The sequence below is a fragment of the Enterobacter chuandaensis genome (assembly GCF_039718975.1).
In the GTDB taxonomy this organism is placed as follows: Bacteria; Pseudomonadota; Gammaproteobacteria; order Enterobacterales; family Enterobacteriaceae; genus Enterobacter; species Enterobacter chuandaensis.
This window is the reverse complement of record NZ_CP097173.1, coordinates 186,605-212,601: the sequence shown is the minus strand read 5'-3', so window position 1 is coordinate 212,601 and position 25,997 is coordinate 186,605. Positions and strand designations below refer to the sequence as shown.

Annotated in this window: 24 protein-coding genes; 11 read left to right on the top strand and 13 right to left on the bottom strand. The window is 56.6% G+C overall.

Features of this window, described 5'->3' with window-relative positions; all coding sequences use genetic code 11:
* Positions 1-61: 61 nt before the first annotated feature.
* Together MX657_RS01005 and MX657_RS01000 are read right to left on the bottom strand one after the other, a co-directional pair.
* Positions 62-1,264, bottom strand: a complete 1,203-nt coding sequence (locus tag MX657_RS01005) for an L-lactate MFS transporter (protein WP_346807022.1) — start codon at positions 1,262-1,264, stop codon at positions 62-64.
* Between the two features lie 238 nt (positions 1,265-1,502).
* Complete coding sequence (locus MX657_RS01000) at positions 1,503-2,201, bottom strand: autotransporter domain-containing protein (protein WP_346807020.1); 699 nt, start codon at positions 2,199-2,201, stop codon at positions 1,503-1,505.
* 162 nt (positions 2,202-2,363) lie between these two features.
* On the opposite strand from MX657_RS01000, the gene tag reads away from it, so the two are divergent.
* Positions 2,364-2,945 (top strand): DNA-3-methyladenine glycosylase I, encoded by a 582-nt coding sequence (gene tag / locus MX657_RS00995; RefSeq protein WP_217479242.1) that lies wholly within the window; start codon positions 2,364-2,366, stop codon positions 2,943-2,945.
* The gene (locus MX657_RS00990; RefSeq protein ID WP_080329892.1) at positions 2,923-3,369 is read left to right on the top strand and encodes an N-acetyltransferase; all 447 of its coding nucleotides are present in this window, start codon (positions 2,923-2,925) and stop codon (positions 3,367-3,369) included. Before tag ends, MX657_RS00990 begins: the two co-directional genes overlap by 23 nt.
* On the opposite strand, the gene MX657_RS00985 is transcribed toward MX657_RS00990, so the two are convergent.
* Positions 3,332-5,611: a molybdopterin guanine dinucleotide-containing S/N-oxide reductase gene (locus tag MX657_RS00985; RefSeq protein ID WP_346808586.1), complete on the bottom strand. Its 2,280-nt coding sequence runs from the start codon at positions 5,609-5,611 to the stop codon at positions 3,332-3,334. The two genes, MX657_RS00990 and MX657_RS00985, sit on opposite strands and share 38 nt — an antisense overlap.
* 212 nt (positions 5,612-5,823) lie before the next feature.
* Here MX657_RS00985 and MX657_RS00980 point away from each other — a divergent pair, with 212 nt between their 5' ends.
* From MX657_RS00980 to ghrB, 6 genes are all read left to right on the top strand, one after another.
* Positions 5,824-6,486: an OmpA family lipoprotein gene (locus tag MX657_RS00980; RefSeq protein ID WP_346807019.1), complete on the top strand. Its 663-nt coding sequence runs from the start codon at positions 5,824-5,826 to the stop codon at positions 6,484-6,486.
* A gap of 162 nt (positions 6,487-6,648) precedes the next feature.
* Positions 6,649-7,665 carry a LacI family DNA-binding transcriptional regulator gene (locus MX657_RS00975; RefSeq protein WP_061096578.1) on the top strand — a complete coding sequence of 339 codons (1,017 nt, stop codon included), beginning with the start codon at positions 6,649-6,651 and terminating at the stop codon, positions 7,663-7,665.
* 103 nt (positions 7,666-7,768) lie between these two features.
* The gene (locus tag MX657_RS00970; RefSeq protein WP_346807018.1) at positions 7,769-8,521 is read left to right on the top strand and encodes a sugar phosphate isomerase/epimerase family protein; all 753 of its coding nucleotides are present in this window, start codon (positions 7,769-7,771) and stop codon (positions 8,519-8,521) included.
* Positions 8,522-8,524: 3 nt separating this feature from the next.
* Positions 8,525-9,463, top strand: a complete 939-nt coding sequence (locus MX657_RS00965) for a sugar kinase (protein WP_346807017.1) — start codon at positions 8,525-8,527, stop codon at positions 9,461-9,463.
* A gap of 118 nt (positions 9,464-9,581) precedes the next feature.
* The gene (locus tag MX657_RS00960) at positions 9,582-10,862 is read left to right on the top strand and encodes an MFS transporter (RefSeq protein WP_346807016.1); all 1,281 of its coding nucleotides are present in this window, start codon (positions 9,582-9,584) and stop codon (positions 10,860-10,862) included.
* 26 nt (positions 10,863-10,888) lie between these two features.
* On the top strand, positions 10,889-11,863 hold the full coding sequence (ghrB, locus tag MX657_RS00955) for a glyoxylate/hydroxypyruvate reductase GhrB (RefSeq protein ID WP_346807014.1): 975 nt from the start codon (positions 10,889-10,891) through the stop codon (positions 11,861-11,863).
* Positions 11,864-11,921: 58 nt separating this feature from the next.
* Here ghrB and cspE read toward each other — a convergent pair whose 3' ends face one another.
* Together cspE and MX657_RS00945 are read right to left on the bottom strand one after the other, a co-directional pair.
* Entirely contained in the window at positions 11,922-12,134 is a 213-nt protein-coding gene (gene cspE / locus MX657_RS00950) for a transcription antiterminator/RNA stability regulator CspE (RefSeq protein ID WP_003860775.1), read from the bottom strand.
* 246 nt (positions 12,135-12,380) lie between these two features.
* Positions 12,381-13,091 (bottom strand): DUF3053 domain-containing protein, encoded by a 711-nt coding sequence (locus MX657_RS00945; RefSeq protein ID WP_041911609.1) that lies wholly within the window; start codon positions 13,089-13,091, stop codon positions 12,381-12,383.
* Between the two features lie 331 nt (positions 13,092-13,422).
* On the opposite strand from MX657_RS00945, the gene MX657_RS00940 reads away from it, so the two are divergent.
* Entirely contained in the window at positions 13,423-13,710 is a 288-nt protein-coding gene (locus tag MX657_RS00940) for an HTH-type transcriptional regulator (protein WP_080329887.1), read from the top strand.
* A gap of 38 nt (positions 13,711-13,748) precedes the next feature.
* Here the strand turns inward: MX657_RS00940 and MX657_RS00935 are convergent, their stop codons facing one another.
* The 4 genes from MX657_RS00935 to MX657_RS00920 form a co-directional block, all read right to left on the bottom strand.
* A complete protein-coding gene (locus MX657_RS00935) occupies positions 13,749-15,368 on the bottom strand; it encodes an ABC-F family ATP-binding cassette domain-containing protein (protein ID WP_119916603.1) in 1,620 nt (539 codons plus the stop codon).
* A 229-nt stretch (positions 15,369-15,597) separates the two neighbouring features.
* Positions 15,598-17,667: a glycine--tRNA ligase subunit beta gene (glyS, locus tag MX657_RS00930; protein WP_346807011.1), complete on the bottom strand. Its 2,070-nt coding sequence runs from the start codon at positions 17,665-17,667 to the stop codon at positions 15,598-15,600.
* Positions 17,668-17,676: 9 nt separating this feature from the next.
* Entirely contained in the window at positions 17,677-18,588 is a 912-nt protein-coding gene (gene glyQ / locus MX657_RS00925; protein ID WP_346807009.1) for a glycine--tRNA ligase subunit alpha, read from the bottom strand.
* Positions 18,589-18,748: 160 nt separating this feature from the next.
* Positions 18,749-19,054, bottom strand: a complete 306-nt coding sequence (locus MX657_RS00920) for a YsaB family lipoprotein (protein ID WP_265195335.1) — start codon at positions 19,052-19,054, stop codon at positions 18,749-18,751.
* Positions 19,055-19,237: 183 nt separating this feature from the next.
* Between MX657_RS00920 and MX657_RS00915 the strand changes: the two genes are divergently transcribed.
* The gene (locus MX657_RS00915; protein ID WP_346807008.1) at positions 19,238-20,233 is read left to right on the top strand and encodes an acyltransferase; all 996 of its coding nucleotides are present in this window, start codon (positions 19,238-19,240) and stop codon (positions 20,231-20,233) included.
* Here MX657_RS00915 and MX657_RS00910 read toward each other — a convergent pair.
* The 4 genes from MX657_RS00910 to xylA all read right to left on the bottom strand — a co-directional run bounded on the left by MX657_RS00910 (position 20,226) and on the right by xylA (position 24,627).
* The gene (locus MX657_RS00910) at positions 20,226-21,146 is read right to left on the bottom strand and encodes a GlxA family transcriptional regulator (protein ID WP_119916607.1); all 921 of its coding nucleotides are present in this window, start codon (positions 21,144-21,146) and stop codon (positions 20,226-20,228) included. The two genes, MX657_RS00915 and MX657_RS00910, sit on opposite strands and share 8 nt — an antisense overlap.
* Positions 21,146-21,685, bottom strand: a complete 540-nt coding sequence (locus MX657_RS00905) for an isochorismatase family protein (RefSeq protein WP_346807006.1) — start codon at positions 21,683-21,685, stop codon at positions 21,146-21,148. The genes MX657_RS00910 and MX657_RS00905 overlap by 1 nt, the downstream gene beginning before the upstream one ends.
* Positions 21,686-21,788: 103 nt before the next feature.
* Positions 21,789-23,243, bottom strand: coding sequence for a xylulokinase (xylB, locus tag MX657_RS00900; RefSeq protein ID WP_346807004.1), 1,455 nt, complete (start codon positions 23,241-23,243; stop codon positions 21,789-21,791).
* Positions 23,244-23,304: 61 nt separating this feature from the next.
* A complete protein-coding gene (gene xylA, locus MX657_RS00895) occupies positions 23,305-24,627 on the bottom strand; it encodes a xylose isomerase (RefSeq protein ID WP_119916682.1) in 1,323 nt (440 codons plus the stop codon).
* A 371-nt stretch (positions 24,628-24,998) separates the two neighbouring features.
* On the opposite strand from xylA, the gene xylF reads away from it, so the two are divergent.
* The gene (xylF, locus tag MX657_RS00890) at positions 24,999-25,991 is read left to right on the top strand and encodes a D-xylose ABC transporter substrate-binding protein (RefSeq protein WP_028015068.1); all 993 of its coding nucleotides are present in this window, start codon (positions 24,999-25,001) and stop codon (positions 25,989-25,991) included.
* The last annotated feature ends 6 nt before the right edge of the window (positions 25,992-25,997 follow it).

Here is a 25,997-nt window from a genome sequence, read left to right as displayed (position 1 = left end):
TAACAGGCCAGGCGGCGATGCGGAGATAAAAAAAGAGGCCCTGCGGCCTCTTTTTATCAAATCAAGCATGCGCTTCTTTATACACTTCACGCTGCGGCTGACGAATCGTGGTGGACAGCGCCAGCGAAATAATCAGCAGGGCAAAGATTACGCAGAAGGTCACATAGAACCCGCCGAACAGGGAAGCAATCAGCGAGCCGCAGATACTGCCGATGCCGAAGCCGAGATAAATCACGCCGTAGTTTTTCGCCAGGTTGTTCAGGCCGAAAAACTCGCTCACCAGCGACGGGAAGACGGTAATGGTGCCGCCGAAGTTAAAGGCCACGCAGGCAATCGCGGCAAAGAAGGTCGCTTCATTCAGCGGTGCGAACAGCAGCGCCGCCATACCCACCAGCGAAACCACCTGTCCAATCGTAATCACGCGGATGCGGGCAATTTTGTCAGACAGAATGCCGAGGACCAGGCGACCGGAGAGGTTGGCAATGGAGATAACGGTTACCGCATTCGCCGCCGTCGCGGCATCCAGTTTTACCATCCCCTGCGCGATATCTTTTGCCACGCCGATGACATACAGACCGCTCATGCAGGCCGTCAGGAACATCACCGCCAGCATCCAGTACTGTGGCTTACGCATGGACTGCGCGAGGGTAAAGTCGTTCTCCACTACACCGTTAACGGATTTCACTTCCTGCTGCGGCGCATCTTTCATCAGCGTGGCGCCGAACAGAATCATCACCAGAACGATAGCGCCCCAAATCATGAAGGTTTTTTCCAGGCCAACGGACGCCAGCAGGTGGGCGTCGATAAATTTAAAACCGAGGCTGCCCAGGCCATAGGAGCCGATAGCAAACGAGGAAATCAAGCCTTTACGCTCCGGGAACCACTTTACGCAGTTCGACAGCGTCAGCAGGTAACCCGCACCGTCTGCCAGCCCCACCAGCACCCCAGCGCTCAGCCACAGCATCATCAGGTTGCTGGAATGCGCCGTCAGGAAAAAGCCCACGCCCAGCAGAATGCCGGAGGCCATGGTCACACGCTTCACGCCAAAACGTTCCTGCAGTTTGCCCGCAACGGAAGACGAAATGGCCAGACCCAGGCTCAGCAGGCCAAAGGAGAACGCCACCTGGCTGACCGGCGCGTCGAGTTTGTCAGAAAGCGCGCTGTTAAACAGGCTCCAGGTATAGACCGAACCCAGTGCAAACTGGGTAACGATGGTGCCAAAAAGCGTGAGCCAGCGCGTACGGTTATAGGTTGATGTGTTCATGGCCGTTGTCCTGCAACAGAAATTAAGGAAGTTCGCTGAGGACAACGATAAACAAATCCTTAATATGCCTGGGGTAAAACGGCATGAAATGCAGGCGGAACGGAATGAAATGCCTGGAATCGGGAATGAATAGCCTGGACTGAGAATAAAGCGATAGCGAGTTAGTGCCTGCTATCGCTGTAAAGCCTGTGATTATTGTATTCGAGATGTTATCGCAACGTTTAAAAAAGTAACAACTTCAGAAATTCGCACTTACGCCCAGAGTATAGAGAAACTCCTCACCGGTGGTGGTACGTTCCCCCTGAGCCAGCGACGCATACGCCGCCATGTGGGTGTTAAACGGAATATCGGTTCCCACGGTGACATCCATCCAGTTACCGTTTTGTGCCGGAGTTGGGGTCTGCGGCATGCCAAACTGCGATTTCCACTGGTTTTCACCAAACTGCTGGTTATAGCTGATCTGCGCCCAGGGACGAAGCTCGCCGTACCGGGTATTCACGCGCCAGCCAAGCGTACTGACGCTGGCATGCCAGAGCGGGTCGGCAAGTCCCTGCGTCGTCGCGCTGTCACCAAACTCATTGACCATCATCGGCGTCGAGCCGTCGTACCGCCAGGCCATCACCGGACCGGTGGTTACCCGCGCTGAAACCGGAAAATTCCAGCCTACGCTCATCGACGCTTCCGTTTTGGCGCCAGAGGGCACAGCCAGCGCCAGCCCAGGCGAATTTTGGGAAGACTGAATACGCTCAGCAAGAATATCCTCATAACGCGGTTGGTGATCCGCGTCCCATGTATAGCGTTCCGCCGTATTATTTTGGGCGTCTGAAACGATATATTCCTGTTGCCAGGCAAACGCTGTATTACACAATAACAGGCAGGCTGAAATCCCCACCAGGCCAGAAACAGCATGGCGACCACTGATTGTTTTTATCATCATCAAAGCGACCCCAGAGAGAGCCGAATTCGGCGATATTTGTCGTTATTCAGGAAGACTTTAGAGAGCATATGGCCCTGTATTAACTATTGTCTTTATACCAGGCACGTCAAGACAGACGGAATGAAATTTTTTCGAAATCAGTATCAATAAGGGAGATGTCGGATGGAACGTTGTGGTTGGGTAAGCCAGGATCAGCTTTATATCGACTATCACGATCGGGAATGGGGCGTGCCGGAGACGGATGGCAAAAAACTCTTTGAGATGATCTGCCTGGAGGGCCAGCAGGCGGGGTTGTCATGGATTACGGTGCTGAAGAAACGCGAAAACTACCGCAACGCCTTCCACCAGTTCGATCCTGTTGCCGTCGCCGCCATGACCGAAGATGACGTAGAGCGGCTGGTACTGGATGCCGGGATCATCCGCCATCGCGGTAAGATCCAGGCCATCATCGGCAATGCCCGCGCCTGGCTGGCGATGGAGCAAAACGGCGAGTCGTTCTCAGAGTTTGTCTGGTCGTTTGTGGATAACGATCCGCAAATCACGCAGGCCGCCACGCTGGCGGAGATCCCGGCGTCCACACCCGCGTCGGACGCGCTCTCGAAGGCGCTGAAAAAACGCGGCTTCAAGTTCGTCGGCTCCACCATCTGCTACGCCTTTATGCAGGCCTGTGGCCTGGTCAATGACCATGTTACCGGCTGCTTCTGTCATCCGGGGAGGCAACATGATCCGCAAATGGCAAAGTGAAAATGCTGACCCGCTCCTGAGCCTGTGGCTTGAAAGCACCACCGAGGCGCACCCGTTTATTAGCGCAAGCTACTGGAAAGAGAACGAAGCCATGGTGCGGGAAGTCTACCTGCCCGCGGCGGAAACCTGGGTGTGGGAAGAGGACGGCACGCCGCGCGGGTTTATCAGCGTGATACAGTCGCAGTTTGTGGGGGCGCTGTTCGTTACGCCTGCGTATATCGGAAAAGGCATCGGGCGCGCGCTGCTGAATCATGTTCAACAGCGCTTCCCGCACTTAAGCCTGGAGGTGTACCAGAAAAACGTCCGGGCGGTGAATTTCTACCACGCTCAGGGCTTTCGCATCGAAGACAGCGCCTGGCAGGATGATACCCAGCACCCGACGTGGATTATGAGCTGGCAGGCGGATCAAACGCCGTCAACGTAAGTTCCGGCCCCTGATATTTCTCAACCCAGGCCAGCGCCGTGTTCCCCGCGCAACCATTCCCCAGCTTCGAGCTGGGGAGATCTTTGGTCAGCACGTTAACCGCCCCGTTTTTACAGATCCCACCTTCGGCAGGTTCAAGGTCGGGCCATGCTCCCTGGTGTATACAGATAACGCCAGGCTTAATCCCGTCGCTCACCACCGCCCCTGCCAGCACCTGCCCACGCTGGTTCCAGACGCGCACCACGTCACCGTCCGCAATCCCACGCGCTTTGGCGTCAAGGGTGTTCAGCGTAATCGGCTCTCGCCCGGCGACCGCATACTGCTCGCGCAGAGAGGTGTAGTTGAGCTGGCTGTGCAGACGATGCGCCGGATGGGCAGACAGCACCTGGAGCTGCTCCGGCTGGGCGTTGCCGTGCCACTCGTCCGGCTCAAGCCACATAGGGTGTGGCGGGCAGTCGGCATAGGCAAAGCTGGCGATGCGCTCGCTGTAGATCACAATCTTGCCGCTCTCGGTTTTCAGAGGATGGTTCTCCGGGTCGCGGCGAAAATCGGCGAAACGGACAAACTGCGCGTTCTGTTCGCTCTCCGGCATCTCAAAAATCTGGTTCGCTTCCCAGAATTCGGCGAAAGGAGGCAGCGTTACGCCCTGCGCCGCACCGCGCTGCCCGGCGATCTGGTAGAAACTCTCCAGCCACTGCAGGTCATTTTTCCCTTCGGTAAAACGCGCGCGGCCGCCCGCTTCCCACAGTTCGCTCAGTTCGGCAAACACGTCAAAATCATCACGCGCCTCATCGCGCGGGGCTACCACGCGCTTCATCGGCACCATGTGCTGGTTGCTGTAGTCGCCGGTCATGGTGAGATCGTTACGCTCAAACGACGTGGTCGCCGGCAGCACGATATCGGCATGTTTAGCCGAGCCGGTCCAGAAGCACTCGGAAATCACCACCAGCTCCGGCTTCTGCCAGGCGCGGATCAGGCGATTGGTATCCTGATGGTGCGTGAAGTTCGACCCGCCCGCCCACCAGACAAACTTAATGTCCGGGAAGTGGCGGTCCAGACCGTTATGCTGATAAAAACCGCCGGGGTTTTCCAGGGCTTCAACAATACGCGCCACCGGGATTTTATCCACAGCATCCACACCGCCCTGCACCGAGCCCTGGAGGGACGCCAGCACCGCCGCTTTACGCGTTGGGTTACCGCCGTTCGCAAAATGATAGGAAAGACCAAAACCGCCGCCCGGCGTACCAATCTGTCCGAGCATTGCGGCAAGGGTCACCAGCATCCAGTGTTTCTGCTCGCCAAACTGCTGGCGCTGCATTCCCCAGCCGGACATGAGCATCGTGGTGTTTTTATGGAAAAGCCCCGCCAGTTCGCGGATTTTAGCGGCAGGGACGCCACAAATTTCCGCGGCCCACTCTGCCGTTTTCACTACCCCATCGGATTGGCCCGTCAGGTAGTCGGCGAATTTGTCGAAGCCGGAGGTGCAGCGGGCGAGGAAATCGCGGTCGTGCCAGCCGTTCTCCACCAGCGTATGGGCGATACCCAGCATCATCGCCACGTCGGTGCCCATATGCGGGGCAACCCACTCGGCGCTGTCACCGAGGAAGTCCATGGTTTCAGAGCGCATCGGGTCAATGCAGATGATGCGCTTGCCGCTTTTGCGCAGCGCGTCGAAATACCCGATTCCCTGCTCGTCGCTGGCATTCCAGGCAATTTTCAACGTATTCAGCGGATTGGCGCTCCACAGCACCACCACGTCGGTGTGCTCGAGCACCAGCGGCCAGCTGGTCTGCTGCTGGTAAACCTCATTTCCCCCCACGACGTACGGCATGATCGCCTGCGCCGCGCCGGTCGAATAGTCTCCAAGATGACCGGTATAGCCTCCCGCCAGGCTCATGTAGCGCTGCAGCAGCGTCGAGGCCTTGTGCAGCACGCCGTTCGAACGCCAGCCGTAAGAGCCGGCGAAAATGGACGACGGACCGTAGCTGTCGCGGATGCGCTTATGCTGGGCGTGGATCAGCGCCAGCGCGTCATCCCAGCTCACGCGAACAAACTCATCCTGACCACGGATCCCCTGCGGTTTATCCGGAGAGGCCAGAAAACCTTTACGCACCATCGGCCAGCGCACGCGCGTTTTGCTATGCACCTGATCGCGCACGACGGTCTGTAACGAGTTGGGATGTTGGGTTGGCAGTGCCCCGCGGGACGACAGAACATTTTCGCCATCGGTTTCGACCAGCATCGGCCCCCAGTGGGCGGCGGTCAGAATGGTTTTTGTTGAGGTGCTCAAGCGTGCGCTCCTGGTTGCGTGCAGGTATTACGGCCTTCTCGTTGAGACCGTTTATGGTTTGTCACAAATTTCAGAGTTATACCCGGAATTTTCTCCGTATCTGGACGTCATAATCAACTGCCACGCTCGCCGTGGCAAAGAATAAAAAGGATTAAGGAAAGAAGATGAAAAAACGCGTACTCGTTATTGCCGCTCTGGTGAGCGGTGCACTGGCTGTTTCTGGCTGCACAACCAACCCTCACACCGGCGAACGCGAAGCGGGTAAATCCGGCATCGGCGCAGGCATCGGCTCGCTGGTCGGCGCAGGCGTTGGGGCGCTCTCCTCCTCCAAGAAAGACCGCGGCAAAGGTGCGCTGATTGGCGCAGCAGCAGGCGCAGCGCTGGGCGGCGGCGTCGGTTATTACATGGACGTACAGGAAGCAAAACTGCGTGACAAAATGAAGGGAACCGGCGTGAGCGTCACCCGCAGCGGCGACAACATTATCCTGAACATGCCGAACAACGTGACCTTTGACAGCAGCAGCGCCACGCTGAAACCTGCGGGCGCGAACACCCTGACCGGCGTGGCGATGGTGCTGAAAGAGTACAACAAGACCGCCGTGAACGTGATTGGCTACACCGACAGCACCGGCAGCCAGGATCTGAACATGCGTCTTTCTCAGCAGCGCGCCGATTCCGTGGCCAGCTCCCTGATTACCCAGGGCGTTGAAGCAAACCGCATCCGCACCAGCGGCATGGGCCCTGCCAACCCTATCGCCAGCAACAGCACGGCGGAAGGTAAAGCGCAGAACCGTCGCGTAGAGATTACGTTGAGTCCTGTGCAGTAGGTAAAAGCAAAACGGCAACCCCGTTGCCGTTTTTAGTGTTTGCACCCTCTCCCGTGGGAGAGGGTTGGGGTGAGGGCATCAAGCAGCACCTTCCATAATGAACCACTTGCCATCGTTGATTTTCCCGCTAAGGTATTCTCACTAAATTCAGGGAAATCAGCGATGAGCAAACCAGCCAGGGCCACCATCAGCGACGTGGCGAAAGCCGCCAAAACCGGTAAAACCAGCATTTCGCGCTACCTTAACGGCGAGAAACATCTGCTGTCCGACGCATTGCTGGCGCGTATTGAACAGGCTATCGCCGATCTCGACTACCGCCCCAGCCTGATGGCGCGCGGGCTCAAACGCGGCCGCACCCGACTGATTGGCCTTATCATCGCCGATATCACCAACCCATACTCCGTCAACGTCCTCAGCGGTATTGAAGCCGCCTGCCGCGAGAAGGGTTTCACGCCGCTGGTCTGTAATACCAATAACGAGGTTGACCAGGAGCTGCACTACCTCGATCTGCTGCGCAGCTACCAGGTGGAAGGGATTGTGGTTAACGCGGTAGGCATGCGTGAAGAGGGCCTGAACCGCCTGCAGCAATCCTCCCTACCCATGGTCCTCATCGACCGTAAAATCCCGGAATTCGCCTGCGATGTGGTTGGGCTGGATAACACCCAGGCGGCCACAACCGCGACCGAGCACCTGATCGAACAGGGCTTCGAAGCGATTCTTTTCCTGAGCGAACCGCTGGGCATGGTAAATACCCGACGCGATCGCCTGGCGGCATTTCGCGCCACGCTTGCCCGTTATCCCGGCGCGATCGCCGAAAATGCCGAAACGCCGCTTCACGAAGCCGACCAGATTGACAACACCCTGCGCCAGTTCCATACCCGCCATCGCGGGATGCGCAAAGCCGTTATCTCAGCCAACGGGGCGCTGACGCTTCAGGTCGCCCGCTCGCTCAAGCGCATTGGCCTGCACTGGGGCAGCGATATCGGTCTGCTGGGCTTTGATGAGCTGGAGTGGGCGGAGCTGGCAGGCGTTGGCATTACGACTCTCAAACAACCCACCTGGCAGATTGGCTATGCCGCTGTCGAACAAGTGGTTCGTCGTATAGAAGGCACCCGCGATGCCGTACGCGAGCAGGTCTTCTCCGGTGAACTGATCGTCCGCGGCTCCACTGCCCGTTAATTTCCCCTTGTGATACCGATCATAAATTCGACATCCTGATCTTTTCTTTGGAACCGGTTCCATCTAGCGTAATAGTATTGATAGGTTGCGATGGAGTCCGAAGATGGGCAGGAAAATCATGGTGGTCACCGCCGCGTATGGCGCGGAACAGGTGCGACAGGCAGGCGGTCAGCGGGCGATGCTTCCCGTTATTGCGGGTGCAGGCGCCGACGGCGTGGAGATCCGCCGCGAACTGTTCAACAGCGAAGAGCTGCTGGCGCTGCCTGCGTTGAGCGAATCCATTGAGCTGATGGGTCTGCTGGCGTGCTACTCTGCGCCCGCCGCCCTGTTTATGTCCGACGGCACTCTCAACCCGGACCTGCCCCGCTATCTCTCTGAGGCCAACACCCTTAACGCCCTGTGGCTGAAGGTTTCTCTGGGCCATTTCCGCGACGCTGCTCAGCCTCTCGACGCCCTGCGCGCCCTGCTGAATGCCAGCGGTATGGCGCTGGTCGTGGAGAACGATCAGACCGACTGCGGGCAGCTCGCGCCCATGCGTCGCTTCCAGACCGCCTGCCGGAAACTGGCCTTGCCCGTCACGCTGACCTTCGACATGGGCAACTGGCTGTGGGTCGGCGATTCTCCCGAAGAGGCCGCGCGTCACCTGGCTCCTGCGGTGAGCTATATCCACGTTAAAGCTGCCGTGCCGCATAAAGATAACTTCCGCGCCGTGGCACCAGATCGTGCCGATGCGCGCTGGCTGGATCTGCTCGGCCAGCTGCCCGCCGATGCCCCGCGCGGTATCGAGTTCCCGCTGGAAGGGGCGGATTTGACCGCCGTTACCCGCCATTACGTCAACCTGCTGCGCGAGGAGTAAACCATGCACAAGACGCTGGATGTCATCACCATTGGCGAAGCCATGGCGATGTTTGTCGCCACCGAAACGGGCGAGCTGAGCGCGGTAGAGCACTTTATCAAACGCGTGGCGGGCGCAGAGCTGAACGTCGCGACGGGACTTGCGCGTCTCGGCCTGAACGTCGGCTGGGTCAGCCGCGTGGGGGATGACAGCTTTGGCCATTTCGTTCTCGACTCGCTGAAAAAAGAGGGTATTGATGCCGCCGGCGTCACCCTCGACGGACGCTTCCCGACCGGCTTTCAGCTTAAATCAAAAGTCGAAAATGGAACCGATCCCATTGTGGAGTATTTCCGTAAGGGATCGGCGGCAAGCTATCTTTCAGTGGAAGACTATCACGCCGACTATTTTGCCTCCGCTCGCCATCTGCACCTCAGCGGCGTGGCGGCAGCGCTCTCTGACAGTTCCTATGAACTGCTGGACCATGCGGCAACGACCATGAAGTCACAGGGCAAAACGATCTCTTTCGATCCGAATTTGCGCCCGGTGCTGTGGAAAAGCGAAGCGGAAATGGTCGAGAAGCTGAACCGACTGGCGTTCCAGGCGGACTGGGTTCTGCCGGGCCTGAAAGAGGGGATGATCCTGACGGGTGAAAATACGCCGGAAGGCATTGCTGATTTCTACCTGAACAAAGGGGTAAAAGCGGTCGTGCTGAAGACCGGAGCCGATGGCGCATGGTTCAAAACGGCCGACGGCGAAGAGGGCGCGGTCGCGGCGGTGAAGGTTGAGAACGTGGTCGACACCGTCGGCGCGGGCGATGGCTTTGCCGTGGGCGTCATTAGCGCGCTGCTGGAAGGCAAACCGCTGCAGCAGGCCATCGCGCGGGGTAACAAGATTGGCTCACTGGCCATTCAGGTGCAGGGAGACAGCGAAGGATTGCCAACGCGAGCAGAGCTCGGCGTTTAAATTCCCTCTCCCACAGGGAGAGGGTCAGGGTGAGGGCAGCAAGCCGCACCAAATAATTAAGCCACCGTGTACCCTACAGACAACGGGTGGTAACAACCTCAACAACAGAGGCAAGCCTATGAACAGTTCGACCAATGCAGTAAAACGCTGGTGGTACATCATGCCAATCGTGTTTATCACGTACAGCCTGGCGTACCTCGACCGTGCCAACTTCAGCTTCGCGTCCGCGGCGGGGATCACCGAAGACCTCGGGATCACCAAAGGTATTTCATCCCTGCTGGGCGCCCTTTTCTTCCTGGGCTACTTCTTCTTCCAGATCCCCGGTGCGATTTACGCGGAACGCCGCAGCGTGCGTAAGCTGATCTTCATCTGCCTGATCCTGTGGGGCGCCTGCGCGTCACTGACCGGCGTGGTGAATAATATTCCTGCCCTGGCCGCCATTCGCTTTATCCTCGGCGTCGTTGAGGCGGCGGTCATGCCGGCGATGCTGATTTACATCAGCAACTGGTTTACCAAATCTGAGCGTTCACGCGCGAATACCTTCCTGATCCTCGGTAACCCGGTCACCGTACTGTGGATGTCGGTAGTCTCCGGCTACCTGATCCAGTCCTTCGGCTGGCGCGAGATGTTTATCATCGAAGGGGTACCCGCGATTATCTGGGCATTCTGCTGGTGGGTGCTGGTAAAAGATAAGCCTGCCCAGGCGAAGTGGCTTTCCGAAGATGAAAAAGCCGCACTGCAGGCGCAGCTGGATAAAGAGCAGCAGGGGCTGAAGGCGGTACGTAACTACGGTGAAGCGTTCCGCTCCCGCAACGTTATCCTGCTCTGCGCGCAGTACTTTGCCTGGAGTATCGGCGTGTACGGGTTTGTGCTGTGGCTGCCGTCGATTATCCGCAGCGGCGGCGTAAACCTCGGCATGGTGGAAGTGGGCTGGCTCTCTTCCGTACCGTATCTGGCCGCGACCATCGCCATGATTATCGTCTCCTGGGCGTCGGACAAGCTGCAAAACCGCAAGCTGTTCGTCTGGCCGCTGCTGCTGATTGCTGCTTTCGCCTTCATCGGCTCGTGGGCCGTGGGCGCAAATCACTTCTGGGCCTCTTATACCCTGTTGGTGATTGCCGGTGCCGCCATGTACGCCCCGTACGGTCCGTTCTTTGCCATCATCCCGGAAATGCTGCCGCGTAACGTCGCGGGTGGCGCGATGGCATTGATTAACAGTATGGGCGCGCTGGGGTCGTTCTGCGGCTCCTGGTTTGTCGGCTACCTGAACGGTGCCACCGGCAGTCCGTCCGCGTCGTACATCTTTATGGGGGTGGCGCTTTTCGCCTCCGTGTGGCTTACTCTGATTGTTAAGCCTGCTAATAATCAACAGCACCCCGTCGGCGCTCGTCACGCCTGAATCCTTAAAAATCAACGGAGATTAGCATGAAGCCGTCCGTCATTTTGTATAAAGCTCTGCCGGAAGATCTGCAGAAACGCCTGGAAGACCACTTCACCGTTACGCAGGTGAAGAACCTGAGTCCGGAAACCGTGGCGCAGCACGCCGATGCGTTCGCCAGCGCCGAAGGCCTGCTGGGTTCAAGCGAAAAAGTGGATATCACCCTGCTGGAGAAAATGCCGAAGCTTCGTGCTACCTCTACCGTTTCCGTGGGTTATGACAATTTCGACGTGGATGCCCTGAACGCCCGTAAAATCCTGCTGATGCACACGCCGCATGCCCTGACGGAAACCGTGGCGGACACGCTGATGGCGCTGGTGCTCAGCACGGCCCGCCGCGTGGTGGAAGTGGCCGAGCGTGTGAAAGCCGGCGAATGGACGAAAAGCATTGGGCCGGACTGGTTCGGCGTGGATGTGCATGGCAAAACGCTGGGCATCGTGGGTATGGGGCGTATCGGGCTGGCGCTGGCGCAGCGCGCGCATTTCGGCTTCAACATGCCGATTCTGTATAACGCGCGCCGTCATCACAGTGAAGCTGAAGAACGCTTCAACGCGCGTTACTGCGAGCTGGATACGCTGTTGCAGGAAGCCGATTTCGTCTGCCTGATCCTGCCGCTGACGGATGAAACGCGTCATCTGATTGACAAATCCGCGTTTGAGAAAATGAAGAAATCCGCCATTTTCATCAACGCGGGTCGTGGCCCGGTGGTGGATGAGCAGGCGCTGATTGAAGCGCTGCAAAACGGTGAGATCCACGCCGCCGGTCTGGACGTGTTTGAACAGGAGCCGCTGCCGGTGGATTCCCCGCTACTGAGCATGCCAAACGTCGTTGCCCTTCCCCACATCGGCTCTGCTACCCACGAAACGCGCTACAACATGGCGGCGACGGCGGTAGACAACCTGATTGCCGCGCTTGCCGGAAAAGTGGATAAGAACTGCGTTAACCCGCAGATCCAACAGTAGAAACGAAAAAACCCGCCAGAAGGCGGGTTTTTGAATTTTGTGCTACTGGGTTGGAAGCTTACAGGCTTACAACGTTACCAGCTGCTGGGCCTTTAGCGCCGCTTTCGATGGTGAAGGAAACTTTCTGACCTTCGTCCAGAGATTTGTAGCCATCGTTCTGGATAGCGGAGAAGTGTACGAACACGTCTTTAGAGCCATCGTCAGGAGTGATGAAGCCGAAACCTTTATCAGCGTTGAACCATTTAACCAGACCAGTCATTTTAGCAGACATAGAAATTACCTTATTAACAAATATATTGTGCCTTCCGGCTTGATGGATTGCGTTACAGATTTTTAAGCGATGAAGGAAGGGTCACTACGAAGGGTATCTATGGATAACAATCTGGACTGCTTTACTAAACTGCTTTAGGTCTGTGTAACAAACCGACGGGGATAGTTATACCGATGTGGTAGAGGAATGACAAGCGTTATTTTCAGCAGGCATAAAAAAACCCCGCCTGAAGCGGGGTTTTTCGGGTTATTCTGTGGCAGCGACGGCTGCACTCCACGCCTGGCTAAAGGCCTGGTGCTGGGCGGCCAGCGGCCCAATCAGCGTATTGTACTGACTTGCCTGCTGCGAGGTTGGGAACTGAATGCCGTTGGCAACAAAGCTCACCTGAGTGCCCTGCTGCGAGATGAAGTCCCCTACCTGAACTAGCTGCTGAGTGAAGACTTGCGCGGCCGGAATCAGCGGTTGTATCGCTTCAGACGGTTTCGTCACCACTTTCTCATACACTTTATCGAAGACCGGTTTAAGATCTTCGCCCTGCTTCAACGCAGAACGTGACGCGTCAGCCTGCATTTTCGCATTCTGCAGTTGCTGGCTCAGCACGCCGAGCGCGCCGTTGGACTGGCGCAGCGGCTCGCGCTGAGTCATGTAATCCTGGGGAACACGGATGGCGTTCACGCTATCCACTACCGGGCGGATACCGGAATCCATCGCCTGGCTCACCTGCTGTGAATAACCATAAAGAATGGCGTAATCGGACACGAAGGGGCCAAACTGTTTTTTCTGATCCGCAGTCAGCGTCGGCAAACGCTCGCCGCTGCGCATCACTGTATTCTGCAGAAAATCGATAAACGCTTTGCGCTGATCGCCTTCTTTATCAAAACACCCACTCAGGCTAACAACCATCAACAACGCCGCAATAGGCGCAAACCAGCGAGAGCAGGACTTTCCTGTCGCCATTTTATTACTCCTTTCACCCAAAAAAGCGCACACCGGCACACGCGTGCCCGACGCTGACAAGGATAGTCCAGGTCAGCCTTGCAAGATACTCTTTTCATGTAAAACGGCTATTGCCGATTTATTTCTTACCATTTACAAAAAAATACCTGGCGAAGCCGACATATGGTTAATCAGGGAATTAGCATAACTATCCATATGGCTGAATCGCGTAAAGCGATCGTTACCGCACAATTAATCACAACCGTGACGATCCTCGGTTTGTATTAGGGACTATTCTTAATTGGCTCTCTGATGTTCTTGATCACGATGTGAGATTTAAGAGGAGTTCTCAATGGAATATAAAGATCCTGAGTTTGAGCTGCTGAGCAGTCTGGAACAGATCGTTTTTAAAGATGTACCGCAGACCATTACCCTGCAACAAAAATCCAATCCCTTTACAGAATATGAGCAATTGCGCAAAGGGACAGGACTGAAAACTGAAGAATTCGCCAGAGCGATGGGTGTCAGCGTGGCTATGGTGCTGGAGTGGGAGTCAAAACGAGAGAAACCCACCCCAACCGAGTTAAAGTTGATGCGCCTGATTCAGGCCAACCCTGCACTCAGCAAACAGATTGCGTAGTGAAGTTTGAACGCCCCCGCCTCTGCGGGGGCTTGTGTTTAAAGGCTCTCGCAACGCCAGCCCGTCTCCTCCCACACCATCTCGTGCGTCAACGTTAATCCTCTTAAAAATGCCTCATCGTGTGACACTACCAGCAGTGCGCCGGGGAAACCGGCCAGTGCCGCTTCAATCGCCTGGACCGAGGCCAGATCCAGATGGTTGGTCGGTTCATCCAGCAACAGGAGCTGCGTGGCCTCCACGCGCCAAAGCACGCAGGCCAGCGCAGCCTTAATACGCTCACCGCCGCTCAGTTCCGCCAGCGGGAGCGTGACTTTGTCGGCCCCCAGCTGAAGCTGGGCTAAACGGGTTCGTAATACGCCCTCTTCCAGGGGCGTATTGCTCAGGTTGAGGTGCGTCATGACCGACTGCGAGAGATCGAGCCGGGACAGATGCTGATCGAGATAAGCGCAGCTGACTGAAACCTTACAGGTACCCGAACGGGGGACAATCTCGCCGAGGATAGTTTTTAACAGCGTCGATTTTCCGCAGCCGTTCGGTCCTTTTAGCGCCACGCGCATTGGTCCGTCTATCCGCCAGTTGAGTGGAGGAACAGGCACATGCGGCAGCACCAGATCTTCCAGCACCAGCACCTGTTTGCCTTCCGGGATCTGACTCCCCGGCAGGGTGAACATCACCGGGTTATCTTCTTCAACCCGCTCACGCGCCTTATTCACCGCGGCGTTCAGGGCTTCATTTTGCTCGCTATGCTGTTTTTTCCAGGAGCCGATCCGCTCCTTCGCCGCGCCTTTATATTTGACCCGCTCGAACGACGCGATATTGAGGGTATCGACGGTGCGCAATGTTTTTGCCGAACGCCGCTGGCTGTCATCATGCTCTTTCTGCATTCGCGCCCGAGTGCGTTTGCGCTCCGTCGCAGCATGCTCCAGCGCCGCGCGAGCCGCCTGCTGTTCGGCGTTGCGCTGAGTTTGATAATCCGCATAATTCCCGCCGTAGCTGCGCAGGCCGCCGCTGCTCAGCTCAAGAATACGCGGCACCTGCGCCAGCAGCTCACGGTCATGGGAGGCGACGAGCACGCCGCCCTGGTAACGACTAAGCTGGTCGTTGAACCACGCCCGGCCTTGTCGGTCCAGGTGGTTTGTGGGCTCGTCCAGCAGAAGAAAGTCCGCGTCCGCCGCAAATGCCCCGCACAGCAGGGCGCGAATGCGCTCGCCGCCGCTGAGTTCACCGGCAGGGTTATTCGGGTCAAACGGCGGGAGCTTCGCCCGGGCAAACGCCTCGCCCAGACGTTCAGCTAAATCCCAGAATCCATCAAGCGTTTCCAGATCGTCAGGCTGGTAATCGCCACTGTCGATGCGCGCTCGCGCCGCGAAGATAGCCTCGTACCCGAGCAGCTCAGCAAGCGTCGTGTGCGGCAAAATGTCCTGCTGCTGAGCCACATAGACATGTGTTCCGGTACGTTCGATATGCCCACTTGCAGGCTCATCAAGCCCCGCCAGCAGACGCAGCAGACGCGTTTTCCCGCTGCCGTTGCGGCCAACCAGCGCGCACGGAGACGGTTCCAGCGAAAAACTCAGTGGACCAAAAAGGGTATCGCCCGTCGCAAACTGACAGGTGACCTGATGCAAAATAAAAGAAGGGGACTGCGCAAAATGAGCCATAAGCACTCCTGAATGAAATCAAAACATCCCCTGCCGACGCGGTAGCGTTTAGCAAGGATCGAAATTCATCAGTCGTGTTTGTTCATTTTTGGGGGGCGCTCCAGCGCGAGAAATTTAACGGTGATAAGAATAGCGGTAATGTGTTGACCATTTCAAGGTTAAATTTTGGGCGACACGGTATTAAAAAACCCGCCGAAGCGGGTTTTTAGCATTTGTAACGACGGGCACATTACTGCAGCAGCGAAATATCCGCCACGCGCAGGAACAGCTCACGCAGTTTTTCGAGCATGGAGAGGCGGTTAATACGCAGATCTTTATCTTCTACGTTGACCATTACTTTCTCGAAGAAGGCATCGATAACATCGCGCAGTTCGGCCAGCTCCACCAGCGCTTCCTGATAGCGGCCTTCAGCGAAGTACGGTTCGAGCTTGTCGCGCAGCACCACAACCTGCATCGCCAGGGCGATCTCTTCCGGCTCTTTCAGGGTCGCGGCGTTCACGCGCTCGTTCAGCGTCTCGTCGGATTTCGCCAGGATGTTGGACACACGCTTGTTAGCCGCAGCCAGCGCGGATGCCGCTTCCAGCGTACGGAAGTGGGAAACCGCCTTCATGCGCGCATCGAAATCAGCCGGGCGGGTCGGACGACGCGCCAGCACCGCCTGAATGGTGTCAACGGTATAACCTTCGTCCTGATACCACGCGCGGAAACGACCGAGCATAAAGTCGATAACATCATCCACAACCTTCGCGTTAGTCAGCTTGTCGCCGTACAGACGCACCGCTTCTTCGGTCAGCGTTTGCAGATCGAGGTTCAGGTTTTTCTCTACGATGATACGCAGCACGCCCAGCGCGGCACGACGCAGCGCGAACGGGTCTTTGTCACCTTTCGGATGCTGACCGATACCGAAGATACCTGCCAGGGTGTCCATCTTATCGGCAATCGCCACGGCGCAGGCAACCGGGTTGGACGGCAGATCGTCACCCGCAAAGCGCGGCTGATACTGCTCGTTCAGGGCCACGGCCACGTCTTCCGCTTCACCATCGTGACGCGCGTAGTGCATGCCCATCACGCCCTGAGTGTCGGTGAATTCGAACACCATGTTGGTCATCAGGTCGCATTTAGAGAGCAGGCCAGCACGCGTCGCGTGGTTGACGTCGGCACCGATTTCACGGGCGATCCAGCCGGACAGCTCCGCAATGCGGTCAGTCTTGTCGCGCAGTGTGCCCAGCTGCTGCTGGAACAGCACGGTCTGCAGGCGCGGCAGGTTATCTTCCAGACGCTTTTTACGGTCGGTATTGAAGAAGAACTCAGCATCTGCCAGACGCGGACGCACCACTTTCTCGTTACCGGAGATGATCTGGCTCGGATCTTTCGATTCGATATTCGCCACAAAGATGAAGTTTGGCAGCAGCTTGCCGTCGTTGGCGTAGACCGGGAAGTACTTCTGGTCACCCTTCATGGTGTAAACCAGCGCTTCTGCCGGAACGGCCAGGAATTTCTCTTCGAATTTCGCGGTCAGTACAACCGGCCATTCGACCAGCGAAGTCACCTCTTCCAGCAGGCTGTCGCTCAGATCGGCATTACCGCCAATTTTGCGCGCCGCGTCTTCTGCGTCCGCTTTGATTTTGGCTTTACGCTGTTCGTAGTCAGCAATGACCTTGCCGCGCTCCAGCAGGATCTGCGGGTACTGGTCAGCATTGTCGATGGTGAACTCAGGCTCACCCATAAAGCGGTGGCCGCGGATCACGCGATCGGACGCCACGCCCAGAATGGTCGCCGGAATAACGGTATCGCCCAGCAGCAGGGTCACGGTGTGCACCGGGCGCACGAAGTGCACGTCGGACGCGCCCCAGCGCATCAGCTTAGGAATCGGCAGCTTCGCCAGAGAAGTGGCGATCATGTCCGGCAGCAGCGCTTCCGCACTTTCGCCTTTCACGTGCGCGCGATACAGTAGCCATTCGCCTTTGTCCGTGGTCAGACGCTCGGCCTGATCAACGGTGATGCCGCAGCCGCGCGCCCAGCCTTCTGCCGCTTTGCTCGGCTTGCCTTCCGCGTCGAACGCCTGGACAATCGCCGGGCCACGTTTTTCGACTTCACGATCCGGCTGAGACGCCGCCAGATTTGCCACTTTCAGCGCCAGACGACGCGGGGCGGCAAACCACTCAATTTTACCGTGAGCCAGGCCAGCGTTATCCAGCTCGGCGGTCACGTTCGCAGCAAAAGATTCAGCCAGGCTGCGCAGGGCTTTTGGTGGCAGCTCTTCGGTGCCGATTTCCACCAGGAAAGTTTTCTCAGACATGGCCGCCTCTTATTTGTTTCGGTTGCACATCGGGAAGCCAAGGGCTTCACGGGACGCGTAGTAAGCTTCTGCAACGGCTTTGGTCAGGGTACGAATACGCAGAATGTAGCGCTGACGTTCAGTCACGGAGACGGCTTTGCGGGCGTCCAGCAGGTTGAAGCTGTGGGCGGCCTTCAGAATACGCTCGTAGGCAGGCAGCGGCAGCGGAGTCTCCAGCGCCAGCAGCTGCTGCGCTTCTTTCTCGTACTGCTCGAAGCAGGTGAACAGGAAGTCCACGTCCGCATATTCGAAGTTATAGGTGGATTGCTCCACTTCGTTCTGATGGAACACGTCGCCGTAAGTGGTTTTACCCAGCGGGCCGTCGCTCCAGACCAGGTCGTAAACGCTGTCTACGCCCTGAATGTACATCGCCAGACGTTCCAGACCGTAGGTGATTTCACCGGTGATCGGCTTACATTCCAGACCGCCAACCTGCTGGAAGTAAGTGAACTGGGTCACTTCCATACCGTTCAGCCACACTTCCCAGCCCAGACCCCAGGCACCCAGCGTTGGGTTTTCCCAGTTGTCTTCCACGAAACGAATGTCGTGGATGGTTGGATCCATACCCAGCTCTTTCAGCGACCCGAGGTACAGTTCCTGAATATTATCGGGTGATGGCTTAATCACCACCTGGAACTGATAGTAATGCTGCAGACGGTTCGGGTTCTCACCGTAACGACCATCGGTCGGACGACGGGAAGGCTGCACATACGCGGTCGCCATTGGCTCTGGCCCCAACGCGCGCAGGCTGGTCATCGGGTGTGAAGTGCCGGCGCCGACTTCCATGTCCAAAGGTTGAACAATGGTACAGCCCTGACGAGCCCAGTAATCCTGTAAGGTCAGGATCAGGCCCTGGAAGGTCTTGGTATCAAACTTTTGCATAGTATTTCGTGCTGGATACGTGTGGTTTTAAATGGAAGGGACCAGTATACCCGCTGGCTGCAAGATATACAGTACGAAACGGGGTTGTTTAGGGAAAATTGGGAAATAAGCTTTCCAGCCAGAAGGCATACGGCGTCTGGCTGTTGATTATGCAAGCAGGTTAGCGCATGGAGAGGTGTAAAAACTGACCATCCGCATCAAACGAGCAGACAAAGCCCTCTTTACGCGCAGTATATCCTCTAAGCTCATAGCTACCCTGAAAGCGCTCGAATCCGATGACGTTAATTTTCTGAACGTCCGAGTTATAGCGGCGGGCGGCCCGATCTTTACAGAGCTCTTCCATATTCAGTGAACGCTCCGGGCTTATTTTTCCCTGCTGCGCTTTTTGCACAGGTGCTTCCTGAGAAGCACTGCATCCTGCCAACAAAAGCAGCAGAAAGAGTGATATCCCACGCTTCATCATCATTTTTATTACCGTCCTGGTCAGCGGCTGTTATTTTTAGTATCAACACTTTTATAGATTAAGGTCTTCCATTCTGCGAATCTCACGGTCTCCCGGCAAGCCTGCGCATAAAACTCAGAATTTTCCAAACGAAGACTTTTGGACAATGGGAGTCACACTCACTTTACAGGGAATACAGAGGAACTGATGCCGTCAAAAATTAACTGGATTGATAACCTGCGGGGAATAGCGTGTCTGATGGTGGTCATGATCCACACGACGACCTGGTACGTCACGAATGCCCACAGCGTCAGCCCCGTTAACTGGGATATTGCCAATATCCTTAACTCCGCGTCGCGCGTCAGCGTGCCGCTGTTCTTTATGATTTCCGGTTTTCTCTTTTTTGGCGAGCGTAGCGCGCAACCGAGGCACTTTATCCGCATCGCGGCCTGTCTGGGTTTCTACAGCGCCGTTGCCTTGCTCTATATCACCCTGTTCACCTCCATTAATGCTGAGTTATCCCTCAAATATTTGCTGCAAAAGCCGGTTTTCTATCACCTGTGGTTCTTCTTCGCCATTATCGTGATCTATCTGGTCTCGCCGCTTATTCAGGTGAAAAACGTCAGCGGAAAAATGCTCCTGGCTCTGATGGTAGTGATTGGCATCCTCGCCAACCCGAATACGATCTCGCAGAAAATCGACGGATTTGAGTGGTTGCCGGTGAACCTCTATATCAATGGCGATACCTTCTACTACGTGCTTTACGGCATGCTCGGGCGCGCCATCGGGATGATGGACACGCAAAAACGCGGTCTGAACTGGCTCTGCGGGGCGCTGTTTATCGCAGGCGTGGCGGTGATTTCACGCGGAACGCTGCATGAGCTGCAATGGCGCGGCAATTTTGCCGATACCTGGTATCTGTATTGCGGGCCGATGGTCTTTATCTGTGCCGTTTCGCTGCTCACGCTGGTTAAAAACACTCTGAATACACGCCCTCTCCCCGTGCTAAACGTTATCTCGCGGCACTCTCTCGGGATTTACGGTTTTCACGCGCTGGTGATCCACGTGCTGCGAACGCGGGGCGTTGAGCTAAAAAGCTGGCCGGTGCTGGATATCATCTGGATTTTTGCCGCCACGCTGGCTGTCAGCCTGCTGCTGTCGATGCTGCTGCAAAAAATAGACGTTCGCCGCTTCGTCAGCTAATGCTTCGCTGCCGGGCGCGATGGTACTGGCGCGGGGAGGAAAACCCTGCCGCCAGTGAGGCCTGCTCCACGCCGCGTCCCTGCATCAGCCACTGCTCCGCCACCGCCAGACGCAGCTGCTCCAGATAATCGCGAACGCTAATCCCTAAATATGACTGGAAAAGCCGGGTAAGGTGGCGCGGGCTGACGTGCGCCAGCGCGGCGATATCAGGCAAGCTCCACGTTTTTTGCGGCTCGGCGATGAGGGCATCCTGCGCCCGATGAATCGCCGGGTGAAGATGGTTGCGGTAGCGTAGCCACGGAGAAAGCTGGGGATCGTCACCGGAACGGCGGAACCAGACCACCATCTCACGCGCCACGGCCAGCGCCTTTTCGGGGCCGCACAGGCGGTTGATCGTGTGCAGCGCCAGATCGATACCGGAGGTAATCCCTGCGCTGGTCCAGATATTTTCATCCTGCACAAATATCCGGTTCTCTTTAATCGTCGCCGTAGGGGCCGCGGAGCGTAAACGGCTAATGACATCATGATGGGTTGTGCACTGTCGGTTGTTCAGCAGGCCCGACTTCGCCGCCAGCAGCGCCCCTGAACAGACGCACATCACGGTGATTTCCTGGCACTGTATTTGCGGCTGCAGCCGCATCAGCCAGTGCTGGATCTGCTGCGCCTGTGGGGTTGAGAACTGAAATCGGGAGTCGCTCACACCCGGCAATACCAGCAGGCTGCCTGAAGGCAGGCTTTCCGGCAGCGGCTGAATGCCGCTCATCGACAGGCCAATCGACGTCTGAACATCAGGCTGCGGGCCTATGTAATGCAGGCGAAACGCATCGCCTGCCAGAACAAAGGTTTCTGCCGGGCCGGTCATGTCTAATGACAGCACCCCGGGCAACATCACAAACCAGACGTCGATACGCATTACAGTGACTCCAGCGTCTCCGCTACCGTTTTAATCTCGGCAAAACGCCCGGCCAGCACCGTCTCGGTACGATGGCGAATCTCCGCTGCGCTAAGGGTAATGCCCTTGTACGTCATGGGAAACGTCAGCGTTGCCTCGCTCACAAAGGTCACAGCATAACCCAGATCGGATGCCACCCGAGCGGTGGTTTCACAGCATTGTTCAGTGCGAATGCCGCAGATAATCAGCTGGTTGATGTCGCGTTCACGCAGCCAGCGGTCAAGCCCGGTATCCGTGAAGGCATTATGGACGTGTTTCTGGAAAATCACATCCGGCTGATGACGCAAAAAGGCCATCGGTTTGACATAGCCGCTTTCCAGGGTGAAGGGGCCGTCTTCATCCACATGAAAAATATCAACGACCGGAATATTGCGCGCCTGGCAGCCTTCAATCAGCCCCAGCATTGCCTGCTGAAAGGCAGGGATCTCGCTTTCCTGCCAGTAATTGCGGTGATGGAATGACTGCTGAGTATCGATGTTGATTAATGCGATGCGGGACATAATGGAACTCCTCGTCGGTGGGTATGACCTTATCCTGACGAGAAAACGAAGGCACGAACAGACCAAAAAAGGACATCCTCGTGCCTCTGCCAGACAACCGTATTTACGACATTAGCGGCAGCAGCTGCTGATAGATTTTGCGGAACACACTGCGCCTTTCCGCGTAACGCGCATGGCGTGCCGCGTCCGGGAGATGCGTCTGCTCAAGCGTAAGCTGCGGTAACAGCTGCGAAAGCGGTTTTTCCGGGTTCATGGCGATCTGCGCCAGACGCGCGGCACCGAGCGCGGGCCCAACATCCCCGCCGGTGCGGAAATCCAGCTGCAAGCCGCTGATATCCGCCAGCATCTGTCGCCAGTAAGGGCTTCGCGCGCCGCCGCCAATCAGGGTGACGCTCGTCGGCTTCAGGCCGCAGTCGTGCACCACGTCCATTCCGTCGGCCAGTGCATACCCCACGCCTTCCAGCACCGCACGCGCCAGTTCTGCCGGGCCGTGCTGATGGGTTAAACCAAAGAACACCCCTTTTGCTTCCGGGTTGTTGTGCGGCGTACGCTCGCCGGAAAGATACGGTAAAAACCAGACCGTACCCGCTGCGTCATCCGCCTGCTGCGCCGCGGAGATGAGCGCCGGAACGTCGGCCATGCCGGTGAGTTTTGCGGCCCAGTCCAGGCAGGACGCCGCACTGAGCATCACCGACATCAAATGCCATTTCCCAGGCAGGGCGTGGCAGAAGCTGTGTACGGCGCTTTCAGGGTTGCTGCGATACCCGTCGCTAACGGCAAAATAGACGCCGGAGGTTCCCAGCGAAAGCATCGCCTGCCCCGCTTCAACCATCCCAACGCCGACAGCGCCCGCGGCGTTATCGCCACCGCCAGCTACCACCGGTACGGCAGGCATGTTCCAGCGTTCGGCAACGTCCGGCAGCAGCGTGCCTGTCACCTCGCTACCTTCGAACAGCGCGGGCATATGTTCACGGGTTAGATGGCAGGCATCCAGCATCACCTCGCTCCAGTCGCGTTTCGCCACGTCGAGCCACATGGTGCCCGCGGCATCGGACATGTCGCTGGCGAAATCGCCCGTCATGCGAAAACGCAGATAGTCTTTTGGCAGCAGAACTTTCGCCACCTGACGGAAAATCTCCGGCTCGTGGCGCTGTACCCACAAGAGTTTTGGTGCGGTGAAGCCCGGCATCATCAGGTTACCGGTGATCTCGCGGGAAGCGGGTACGCGTTCCTCAAGAAGCGCACACTCTTCCGCACAGCGGCCATCGTTCCAGAGGATCGCAGGACGCAGCACGCGATGCTGGCTATCCAGCAGCGTAGCGCCGTGCATTTGGCCGGCAATCCCCAGCGCTTTCACCTCGCGCAGGCTGTGCTGCTCGCCTAACGCCTTAATCGCGCGATCCGTCGCCTGCCACCACTGCTCCGGATCCTGCTCCGACCACAGCGGATGCGGACGTGAAACCTGCAGCTTTTCCGTTTGAGTGGCTAACACCTCGCCCTGCTCGCTCAACAGGATGGCTTTCACACCCGATGTGCCAAGATCGATGCCGATATACATTGTGGTGACTCCTTTGACAGAAATGCCCGGTAGAGCTTCCGCTTACCGGGCCTGCAGGCTGTTATTTATCGAAGAGGTAGTGATTAACCAGGTTTTCCAGCAGTTCCTGATGCCCGCTCTGATGCTGCGGCGCCAGCTGCTGTTGTTCAGCGTACTTCGCGATGTCCGCAAGCGATAACTGGCCTTTCAAAATTTGCTGGCCCAGCTCACTGTTCCAGCCGCTGTAACGCTTCGCCACGCGTTTATCCAGCTCGCCGTCTTCAATCATACGGGCCGCCACTTTCAGCGCCAGCGCCATGGTGTCCATCGCGCCAATGTGGCCGTAGAACAGATCGTATTTGTCGGTGCTCTGGCGACGCACCTTGGCGTCAAAGTTCAGGCCGCCGGTGGTGAAGCCGCCCGCTTTGACGATCTCGTACATCACCAGCGCATTCTCTTCCACGCTGTTCGGGAACTGATCGGTATCCCAGCCCAGCTGTGGATCGCCACGGTTAGCATCGACAGAGCCAAAGATACCCAGCGCAATCGCAGACGCGATTTCGTGATGGAAAGAGTGGCCCGCCAGCGTGGCGTGGTTGGCCTCAATGTTCACTTTAATCTCTTTTTCCAGACCGAACTGCTTCAGGAAGCCATACACCGTCGCCACGTCGTAGTCATACTGGTGCTTCGTCGGTTCCTGCGGCTTCGGCTCGATCAGCAGCGTGCCGCGGAAGCCGATTTTGTGCTTATGGTCGACAACCATCTGCATAAAGCGGCCAATCTGCTCGCGCTCCTGGCGCAGATCGGTGTTGAGCAGGGTTTCATAGCCTTCACGGCCGCCCCACAGGACATAGTTTTCGCCGCCCAGCTGATGCGTGGCGTTCATTGCCGTCACCACCTGCGTAGCCGCCCAGCTAAACACTTCCGGATCCGGGTTGGTGGCCGCACCCGCACCGTAGCGTGGGTTCGTAAAGCAGTTTGCCGTGCCCCAGAGCAGCTTCACGCCGCTTTGCTGCTGTTTTTCTGCCAGCACGTCCACCATCTGCGCAAAATTGTTCAGGTACTCTTTCAGCGACGCGCCTTCCGGCGACACGTCCACGTCATGGAAGCAGTAGTACGGTACATTCAGCTTGTGGAAGAACTCAAACGCCACGTCGGCTTTGCGTTTCGCCAGCTCAAGCGCCTCACCCGGCTGCTGCCACGGGCGGTCAAAGGAACCCACGCCGAACATATCGGCGCCGTTCCAGCAGAAGGTATGCCAGTAACAGGCGGCAAAGCGCAGATGATCTTCCATGCGCTTACCCAGCACCAGCTCATCCGGATTGTAGTGACGAAATGCTAAAGGATTGGTCGTTTTTGGGCCTTCGTAACGAACGCGATCGAGTTGGTCGAAATAAGCTTGCATATTGAGCTCCATAATCAGGGTATGCGGCGAGTCGTTGATACAGGAGTAATAGTGAATAGACATTTTGGGTTGCTCAATTACGTTATTTCACACTGCTATTGAGAGAATGCACAACTGTGCGCTGGCTCGCAAAATAATGCGCAGACAAACTATTTTTCGGCGCACATTCCAGAATCAAATGTAATTAAGGCGTTACGAATTTTAAAATCCGATCGCGGTCATAAATTCAGAAATAAACCAAATATCGTAATGAGAAGATAAAAATCTGTAATTGCCAGCCCGCCTTTCCGCGTTAAAAATTTGCTGCGACCCAGCAGTGAATGTTTCTTTTATCTCAGCAACACATACCCCTACAAAAAGGCCTAATAATTATGAAGATAAAGAACCTGACCCTAACGCTCTGCACTACGCTCCTCCTTGCAAGCTTTGCAGGGCATGCCAAGGAGGTCAAAATTGGTATGGCGATTGATGACCTGCGTCTGGAGCGCTGGCAAAAAGATCGCGATATTTTTGTGAAAAAAGCGGAATCACTCGGTGCGAATGTGTTTGTTCAGTCGGCTAACGGTAATGAAGAAACGCAAATGTCGCAGATCGAGAATATGATCAACCGCGGTGTCGATGTTCTGGTCATTATCCCTTATAACGGCCAGGTATTAAGTAACGTGGTGAAAGAAGCGAAGCAGGAAGGCATAAAAGTTCTCGCTTATGACCGCATGATTAATAATGCGGATATTGATTATTATATTTCTTTCGACAATGAAAAAGTGGGCGAATTACAGGCGCAAAGCCTGATCGACAAAGTGCCTCAGGGCAATTATTTCCTGATGGGCGGTTCGCCGGTGGATAACAACGCCAAACTGTTCCGCGAAGGGCAAATGAAGGTTCTTAAGCCGTACATCGACAGCGGGAAAATTAAGGTGGTTGGCGATCAGTGGGCCGACGGATGGTTGCCAGAAAACGCCCTGAAGATTATGGAAAATGCGCTGACGGCCAATAACAACAAAATTGATGCTGTCGTGGCCTCCAACGATGCCACAGCAGGCGGGGCTATTCAGGCTCTGAGTGCCCAGGGGCTGGCCGGTAAAGTCGCGATTTCTGGTCAGGATGCCGACCTGGCGGGCGTAAAACGCATTATCGCAGGGACTCAGACCATGACGGTCTACAAACCGATTACCGAGCTTGCCAATACGGCGGCGGAAATTGCCGTTGAGCTGGGGAACGGTAAGCAACCTAAAGCAGACGCGACGCTGAATAACGGCCTGAAAGACGTTCCGGCTCGCCTGCTCACGCCAATTGAAGTCAATAAAGAGAACATTGACGCCACCGTGATTAAAGACGGTTTCCACAAGAAGAGCGAACTGTAATCCGGC